Source organism: Chloroflexota bacterium, from assembly GCA_014360805.1.
Classification (GTDB): Bacteria; Chloroflexota; Anaerolineae; order DTLA01; family DTLA01; genus DTLA01.
In genome coordinates this window covers 20256-28471 of the sequence record JACIWU010000046.1, presented here as the reverse complement: position 1 = coordinate 28471, position 8216 = coordinate 20256, and the positions used below count along the sequence as shown (strand labels likewise).

The following is an 8216-nucleotide window of genomic DNA, read 5'->3' as shown; positions in this document are numbered from 1 at the left end:
GCTTCGCCCCTTCAGCCCGATGCTTCCGCGTCGGGCGGCCAGGGCGCTGTCATGGCAGCGTTTGGCCGGATGCCCCTTGCGGGTGTATACTGCAACTACAGCCACATGCTCCTTACGTTCGGACATAGGAAATGGCCAACAAGCGCGACTATTACGAAGTGCTCGGCGTGAGCCGCAGCGCGACAAAAGAAGACATCAAGAAAGCCTACCGGCGCCTGGCGCGCGAGTATCATCCCGACCTGAACAAGGCGCCCGACGCCGAGGCCCGCTTCAAGGAAATCAACGAGGCCTACGAGGTCCTGAGCGACGACGAGAAGCGGGCCGCCTACGACCGCTACGGTCATGCGGGCTTCCAGGGCGGGTTCGCCGACTTCGGCGGCTTCACCGACCCGTTTGACCTCTTTGAGAGTTTCTTCTCGGGCTTCACGCGAGGAACCGCCGGGCGTCGCTCGCCTCGGCGCGGCGCCGACTTGCGCTACGACCTCACCATCTCATTTGAGGAAGCCGTGTTCGGCGCGGAGAAGGACCTGGAGGTGCCCCGCCTGGAAACCTGCAAGCGATGCGGCGGGAGCGGCGCGGAACCCGGCACGTCGCCCATCCGCTGCCCCGAGTGCGGCGGCTCCGGCGAGGTGCGGCGCGTGCAGCAGTCCATCCTCGGCTCCTTCGTGAGCGTAGTAACCTGCCCGCGCTGCGGGGGTGAGGGCGAAATCGTCAACACGCCATGCGCCGAGTGCCACGGACGGAAGCAGGTTCGGGTCGCGCGCAAGATTCACGTCAAGATTCCCGCAGGCGTGGACGAGGGAACCCAGATTCGTCTGGCCGGCGAGGGCGAGCCTGGCCAGTACGGCGGGCCGCCGGGCAACCTGTACGTCGTCATCGGCGTCAAGCCGCACCCCTTCTTCAAGCGGCGCGAGAACGACATCCTGTTGGATCTCTACATCAACGTGGCCCAGGCGGCGCTTGGCGATACGGTCCGAGTACCGACGCTGGACGGCAACGAGACACTGACCATCGCGCCAGGCACCCAGAACGGCAAGGTGTACCGCCTGCGCGGCAAGGGGGTCCCCTACTTGCGGCGCAACGGGCGGGGCGACCAACTGGTTACCATCCACGTCCTCATCCCGAAGGAACTCACGGCCGAGCAGCGCGCGCTGTTTGAGAAACTCGCCCAATCCCTGGGCCGCGAACAGGTGGCCACGGGCAACGGCAAGGGGTTCTTTGAGAAGGTCCGCGATGCCTTTGAGGATGCGTTCGGGTCGGGCTAGGAGGGCGGCGTGGGTTGGCTTGAACTGACCCAGGAGGTGGACGAGGAATCCGCCGAGGCGGTCGTGGAACTGTTCAGCCGCTACTGCCGAGGCAGCGCCGTCGTGGAACAGCAGGTCGGCACCGAAGACGGCGGCGAACCCCTCCCCAATCCCGTAACGCGCATCCGCGCCTACCTTGCCCCCAGCGACGACCAGGTGGAAGTCCTCCTGCGGATCCAGCAGGGCCTGTGGCATCTTTCCCAAATCCACCCACTGCCCGACCTCCAGATCGTGCGCCTGGAGGACAAGGACTGGGAACACGCCTGGCAGGACCATTATCACGTGCTCCGCATCGGCCGCCGCATCGTGATTCGCCCGTCGTGGCGCACCTACGAACCCCTCCCCGACGACATCGTCATCACGCTGGACCCGGGCATGGCCTTCGGCACGGGGCTGCACCCGTCCACGCAACTGTGCGTACAGGCGCTGGAGGATGCCATCCGCCCGGGCATGTCCGTGCTGGACATGGGCACGGGTTCAGGCATACTGGCCATTGCGGCGGCGCTCCTCGGCGCGGCGCGCGTAACTGCCATAGACAACGACCCCATCGCCGTGAAAGCCGCGACCGAAAACGTCCTGGCGAACGGCATGCGCAACCGCATTGATGTCAGACTTGGATCGGTGGAGGCGGTGTCGGGCGAGTTTGACCTCATCGTGGTCAACATCCTGGCCCACGTCATCCAGGAGATGCTGGCCCAAGATTTGGCGCGGCACCTGCGCCCGGGCGGTCCATTCATCGCTGCCGGCATCCTCCAAACCCAGGCCGACGATCTGGAGCGCTCTTTCGCCGTTCACTCCCTTCGCTTGGTGGAGAAGCGGCAGGACAAAGATTGGGTGCTCCTTTGGGCCGAGAAGGCCCGCGAATAGAAGCCAACCCGTACAGTCTGCCGGGAGTGCTGAATGCATCGCTTCTTTGTTCCGCAAGAGGCCTTTGAGCGGGACGAGGTCTCGCTGCCCTCCTCCGTCGCGCACCAACTGCGCAACGTCCTCCGCATGGCTCCCGGGGCGCACATCGTGGTCCTGGACAATTCCGGCTGGGAGTACGAGGCGGAACTGACGGAGATCACCCCCCAGGAAGCGCGGGCGAAGATCGTCTCCCGCTCGCTCTGCGCCACGGAACCCCGCACCAAGATCACCCTCTACCAGTCGTTTCTCAAGGGGCAACGGTTTGAGTTCGTGCTCCAGAAGGGCACCGAACTTGGGATTGTGGAATTTGTGCCCGTCATCAGCGCGCGGTGTGTGGTGTCCAGCCTGGAACACGCGGCGCACAAGGCTGCCCGCTGGGAGAAGATCATCCGCGAGGCGGCGGAACAGTCGCGGCGCGGCAGGCTCCCCACGCTGGCGCCGGCGCTGTTCTTCCGCGAGGCCTGCCTTCGCGCGACCCGCGCAGGCCAGTTGGCGCTGATCCCGTGGGAGGAGGAGGCCGCCACCAGCCTGCGGCAGGCGCTGGAGCGGCTCCCGCGGCCGTTCTCCGTGAGCCTGTTCGTGGGGCCAGAGGGCGGGTTTGACGAGTCAGAAATCGCCGTGGCCCGACAGGCCGGCGTCGTGCCGGTGCATCTGGGCCCGCGCATTCTGCGCGCCGAGACGGCCGGACTCGTCGCTGCGGCCGCGATTCTGTTTGCCTTCGGCGACCTGGGATAGTTGACAAGTGGGCGCATGTGGGTTATAATCGGTTAGAACATAAGTTCTACGCAACCCGCTCTGCCGGGCCTCATCGCTGTCGCTTCCGCCAGCCCGGCGTTCGGCTTGACAGTCGGCATGACGGAAGGAGGCGACCATGAAACGAGAAGAGTTGCTGGCCCTGTGCAAGAAGGCCCGCGACGTGGGCAAGGTGCGCCACGAGGATTTCGTGGACTACGTCATTGGCCTGGAGAAGAAGCGCCGCATCGGGGACGAGTGGGTTACCTCGGAGACGGCCTACATGTCGGTGGACGGCAAACTGGCCATGGCCAATGAAGACCACCGGCTCCAGGGCAAACGCCTGGACTTTGAGGATCCCGTTGTGCTGTTCAACAGCGACGAGCAGTTGACGCTGATGGTAACGGTGGTGAGCGAAATCTACGGGCGGCGGCACGGCATCGCCACGTCGCGCAAGGTCGGGGGCAGCCCCGTGGAACGCGAATTCCCCTGGGAGGTGGCCGAGACATCGGCCATCGGGCGCGCCCTGTCGGCCATGGGCTACGGCCTGCTGCCGGGCGCGGGGCTGGCTTCGGCCGAGGACATGGAGCGGGTGATAGCCCGCGAGCAAGTGCGCGAGGCCCCGCCTGGGGCCCGCCCGCGGACGCCGTCCTCTCGCCGCCCGGGCACCCTCACCGACTTTCAGAAGGCCGAACTCGTGCGGCTCTACCGGGAGATGCACGGCGAGGCGGATGACACCGCGGCGCTGGAAGGGGTGAAGGCGCGCTTCCAGGAGAAATTCGGCCACGACCTGGACGCGGCGACATACCGCGAAGGCCAGGACATGATACGCTTCCTCAACGAGGAGATGCGCGCCCGCAAGCCCCCGCAGGCGTAGGAGACTCGCCCCCGACGCGCAGGGGGACAACGGAACCGGCGAGCACATGCCCGGAGCACGAAGTCTGCGAAGAGGTGCGAAAGGCACGGACTCCCTTTCGCGCCCTTCGCGCGGGCTTGCGGCTTTCGCGCTCCAAACGCCGCCCCTGTTACGCTACTTGCCGATGCAGAAGTTGGAGAAGATGCTGTCCAGCAGGTCAGGGGTGATCGTTTGGCCGGTGATCTCGCCCAGCGCGTCCAGCGCGGCGCGCAGGTCTATGGCGACGAAGTCTGCCGGCAGGCCCTGGCGCAGGGTGGCCTGGGCCTTCTCCAGGTGATCCAGCGCGCGGGCCAGGGCCTCTTTGTGGCGCACGCTGCCCACCAGGACGCCATCGCCGGCCAGCACCTCGCCCCCAAGGGCCAGTTTCAGCATGGCGGCCCTTAAGTCGTCCAGCCCCTCACCGGTCAGCGCCGAGATGCGCACCCGCGGGGCGTTGGGCAGGAATCCCTCAAGGTTCGCGACGGTCGGCAGGTCGCACTTGTTCACCACCGCGATGCTCGCCCGACCCTGAGTCAGTTCGGCGATGGCGGCATCCTCGGGGCGAAGCGGCTCGCTCCCGTCCACGACCACCAGCACCAGGTCGGCCTGGCGCACAGCCCGTCGGCTCCGCTCAATCCCCAGTTGCTCCACCGGATCGGCCGTCGCGCCCACGATGCCAGCCGTGTCCACCAGGACGAAGGGCACTCCCTTCAGGTTCAGGGTCTCCTCCAGGGTATCCCGCGTCGTCCCCGGTATCGGAGTAACGATGGCGCGGTCCGTGCGCAAGAGGGCGTTGAGCAGGCTGGATTTGCCCACGTTGGGCCGGCCCACGATGGCGGTGCGGATCCCGTGGCGGTAGATGATGCCCTGGTCCGCGCCGCGCAGCAGGTTGCGGAGCATGTCGGCACCGATGTTCAGCACGGGGCCAACATCCTGCGGGGGCACTTCGTCTTCCACGAAGTCAATGGTGGCCTCCAGGTAGGCCAGCACCGACAGAAGGCACGCGCGCACGCGCCGTACCTGTGAGGACAGGCGCCCCTCCAGTTGGCCCACGGCCAGGCGCAGCGCCGCGTCGGTGTGCGCATTCACGATGTCCAAGACCGCCTCGGCCTGCGCCAGGTCTATGCGGCCGTTCACAAACGCGCGCAGGGTGAACTCCCCCGGCTCGGCCAGGCGCGCCCCCTCGCGGAGCGCCAGTTCCAAAATGCGGCGCAGGGCCACGATGCCGCCGTGCCCGTTGATCTCCACGATGTCCTGGCGCGTGTAGGTTCGGGGCGCGGGCATGTAGGCCACAAGCACCTCGTCCACGCGGGCGTCGGTGGCCGGGTCCACGATGAACCCGTGGCGCAGGCGGAAGGCAGGCCACGGCGCGGCGGCGCGCCCGCGCGCGGGCCGAAACAGCCGCCGCGCAATGGGCAGCGCGTCGGGGCCGCTCATGCGCACGATGCCGATCCCGCCCTGCCCAAGGGGTGTGGAAATCGCCGCAATCGTGTCATCCAGGCTCTTCATGGCTCACCTCACGCCGCCTATTGTAGCGCTTCGCGCAGCGGCGCGCAATTGCGAGTGGCCAGCCGCTGACTACAGTTCACCGCCGAGCAGGCGGAGAACATCAGGTGCGACGCACTTCCGAAAGTGCAGGTTTCCATACCTGCCCACTGCCCACGCGGCGGCTATGGAAAGCCGCCCTACGGACGATTCACCGCCGAGCGCGCGGAGACCACAGAGATTTCCCCTGAAATCTCCGCGTTCTCGGTGCTCTCTGCGGTGAGAACACTAGGTGCGACGCACTTCCGGAAGTGCGTCGCACCTGATATGGAAAGCCGCCCTACGTGTCTACGTGTATTCTCCATTCGTGAGGATTCGCGTTATTCGTGGATAGCGTAGGGCAGGTTTCCATACCTGCCCGTGGTCTTGGGAATCCGCGAACGCGAAGGCGCGAGGGGCACCGCCTAGGGAATGAGCGCGCGGCTCGGCTGGTAGATGGAGCGGTAAGCCGCGTACTGGCCCAGGATGGCCTTGAGGTACGTTTGCGTCTCGGCGACGGGGATGGTCTCCACGAACAGGTCGGGGTCGTAGTCCTGCATCTGCGATAGCCAAAGGCGGGCGTAGCCGGGGCCGCCGTTGTAGGCCGCCAGCGCCGCCAGCGGGTCGCCCCCGAAGTCGCGCATCTGGCGGGCCAGGTACCACGCGCCGAAGCGGACGTTGACCACCGGGCGCAGCAAATCCTCTCGCCGAAAGCCCCGCTCGCCCAATTGGAGCGCGATCCACTCGCCCGTTGGTGGGATCACCTGCATCAGCCCCAACGCCCCCGCCCAGGAGCCGGCGACAGGGTCAAAGCGGCTCTCCTGACGCACAACTGCGAAGACCAATAGCGGGTCCAGACCGTTGCGGGCCGCGTGATCCAGGATGAGTTCGGCGTAGTACGTGGGGTAGGCCAGGCGCCACAGGTAGCGCGGTACGTCGGAGCGTGTCCCCGACGGCGACAGCGCGATCACCCGCTCGGCGCACGCGATGGACTGCCGGTATAGCCCCGCATCGCGCAGGTACTCGGCCATCTGGAAAAGCGCGAGGGGGGCGTCCTTCCAGCGGGCGCGAACGGCGCTGAATCGCTCCGCGGCTTCCTCCATCAGCCCGAGGGCCGCGAAAGCCTGGCCCTTGCGGAAATCCAAATCCCCCGCCAGGTCGTCCGGCAGGCGGTCAAACGGATACGGCTCGCCGTGATTCGCCCAGGCAATGAGCCACGAGAGGCACGCGGCGCGCTCGGATGCCTCGTCGGCCGCCAGCAGCAGGTTGCCGGTCGGCGGGAGGATGGCATCCTGCGCGTGGAGTATGCTCGTGGCGCGCAGGGCGTAGTAGTCGGCGACTTGGCCCTCGGCCAGGGCGCGCAGGTGCGGTTCGGCCAGGTCGGGCTGGCCGGCCATCAGCGCCGCCTTCGCGGCCCAGAAGCGCGCCGCAGAGGCCACGTCCGACGCGGGATAGCGGCTCAGCAACTCCTCGCACACCACCTGCGCCTCGGCGAACCGCCTGTCCTGATAGTAGAGGAGCGCCGCCTGGAACATGGCGTTGTCCGCGCCATCGTCGCTCGGGTACAGGCGTTGCAGCCAGAGGTAATCCGCGGCGGCGGTAGCACGGTCGCCCTGGGCAACTGCGGCCTGGGCGCTGCGCCACAGGGCCTGGGGCGCGGTGCCGCACGACGGGCAAATCTCCTGCGCCTGCCGGTAGGCGTCGCGCGCCTCCGGCAGTTTGCCGGCCTTCTCCAGTGCCCGCCCCTGCGCCATGAGGACTTTGGCCTGGAACACCGCATCCTTGCTGGCCGCCCGCGCCTCGTCCAACGCAGCCAGAGCGCCGTCGTAGTCGCCCAGGGCCACGCGCGCCAGGCCCAGGTAGTACCCGATGTCCGGCCGCCTGGAGGCATCGGCGGAAACCAGCGCGCGCCCGAAAGCCTCGGCCGCCGCCTGATAGGCCCCGTTCTGGTAGTCTATCAGGCCACGCCGAAACTCGTCCACCGCCTCGCCGGCCTGGACCAACTCCACCAGCGCCAGATACGATTCCCGCGCCGACGCAGACGCTTCTGTGGCCGCCCGAAATTCGCCCAGAGCCGCCTTCTCGTCGCTGTCGCGCAGGGCCAGCCCCTTCAGGTAGTGGACCTTCGCGGCCAGTTCGGGCGACGAGGCCAGGGCAAGCAGCGCGTCGTAGGTCTGCACCGCGTCGGCCGCCAGCCCGGCATCCAGTTGGACGCGCGCAATCTTCTCCAGCAGGCGCACCCGCGCTTGACCGTCTCCCGCGGCGGCTTCCCGATAGGACGCGATGGCCTGCTCGGGATCGCCCAACTGCACGTAGGCGTCGCCGTTGAGTTCGTGGAACCATGCTGACAGCACCCCCGTCGCGGTGATAAGTCGTGTCTGGTACTCAATGGCGCGCGCCCAGTCGCCTGCATCTCGGTACGCCGTGGCGAGAACCGACAGCGCCCTGGCCTGCGCCGTCGCGTCGGCGAACTCCGGCTCGACCAGGGCAGCGGCGGCCTCCTGGGGCTTGCCCAGCGCGATGAGGCCCTGCGCCAGGAGCAGGCGCGCCTCAGGGGCGAGGACGGGCGACCGATCGCGCACCTGCGTCGCCAGCGACACCGCCCGGTCCCAGTCGCCCGCCTGGTAGGCGTACCTGGCCGCATCCAGCAGCGCCTGCGGCGAAGGGGTGGGCGTCGGCGCAGGCGGGGCGGCGGTGGGCGAGGGAGCAGGCGTGGGCGCGGGCGTGCGCTCCGCCGGACGCATGGGCGCGAAGCACGCCCCAAGCGCCACGGCAGCCGCAATCAGCGCGAGCATTCCCATCCAAGGCAATCTGTCCCTGCGAGCCATGCCGATGATTATGGGTGCGAGAGGGCC

At 67.7% G+C, this 8216-nt stretch carries 6 protein-coding genes; 4 read left to right on the top strand and 2 right to left on the bottom strand.

Annotated elements, in window-relative coordinates:
• Positions 1-131: 131 nt before the first annotated feature.
• From dnaJ to H5T65_09150, 4 genes are all read left to right on the top strand, one after another.
• Positions 132-1265 carry a molecular chaperone DnaJ gene (gene dnaJ / locus H5T65_09165; protein ID MBC7259406.1) on the top strand — a complete coding sequence of 378 codons (1134 nt, stop codon included), beginning with the start codon at positions 132-134 and terminating at the stop codon, positions 1263-1265.
• A 9-nt stretch (positions 1266-1274) separates the two neighbouring features.
• Complete coding sequence (gene prmA / locus H5T65_09160; protein ID MBC7259405.1) at positions 1275-2171, top strand: 50S ribosomal protein L11 methyltransferase; 897 nt, start codon at positions 1275-1277, stop codon at positions 2169-2171.
• A 33-nt stretch (positions 2172-2204) separates the two neighbouring features.
• Positions 2205-2945, top strand: a complete 741-nt coding sequence (locus tag H5T65_09155) for a 16S rRNA (uracil(1498)-N(3))-methyltransferase (protein ID MBC7259404.1) — start codon at positions 2205-2207, stop codon at positions 2943-2945.
• 136 nt (positions 2946-3081) lie between these two features.
• Positions 3082-3819, top strand: coding sequence for a hypothetical protein (locus tag H5T65_09150; protein ID MBC7259403.1), 738 nt, complete (start codon positions 3082-3084; stop codon positions 3817-3819).
• 153 nt (positions 3820-3972) lie between these two features.
• Here the strand turns inward: H5T65_09150 and mnmE are convergent, their stop codons facing one another.
• A complete protein-coding gene (mnmE, locus tag H5T65_09145; protein MBC7259402.1) occupies positions 3973-5346 on the bottom strand; it encodes a tRNA uridine-5-carboxymethylaminomethyl(34) synthesis GTPase MnmE in 1374 nt (457 codons plus the stop codon).
• 440 nt (positions 5347-5786) lie between these two features.
• On the bottom strand, positions 5787-8156 hold the full coding sequence (locus tag H5T65_09140) for a tetratricopeptide repeat protein (protein MBC7259401.1): 2370 nt from the start codon (positions 8154-8156) through the stop codon (positions 5787-5789).
• Positions 8157-8216 lie beyond the last annotated feature (60 nt).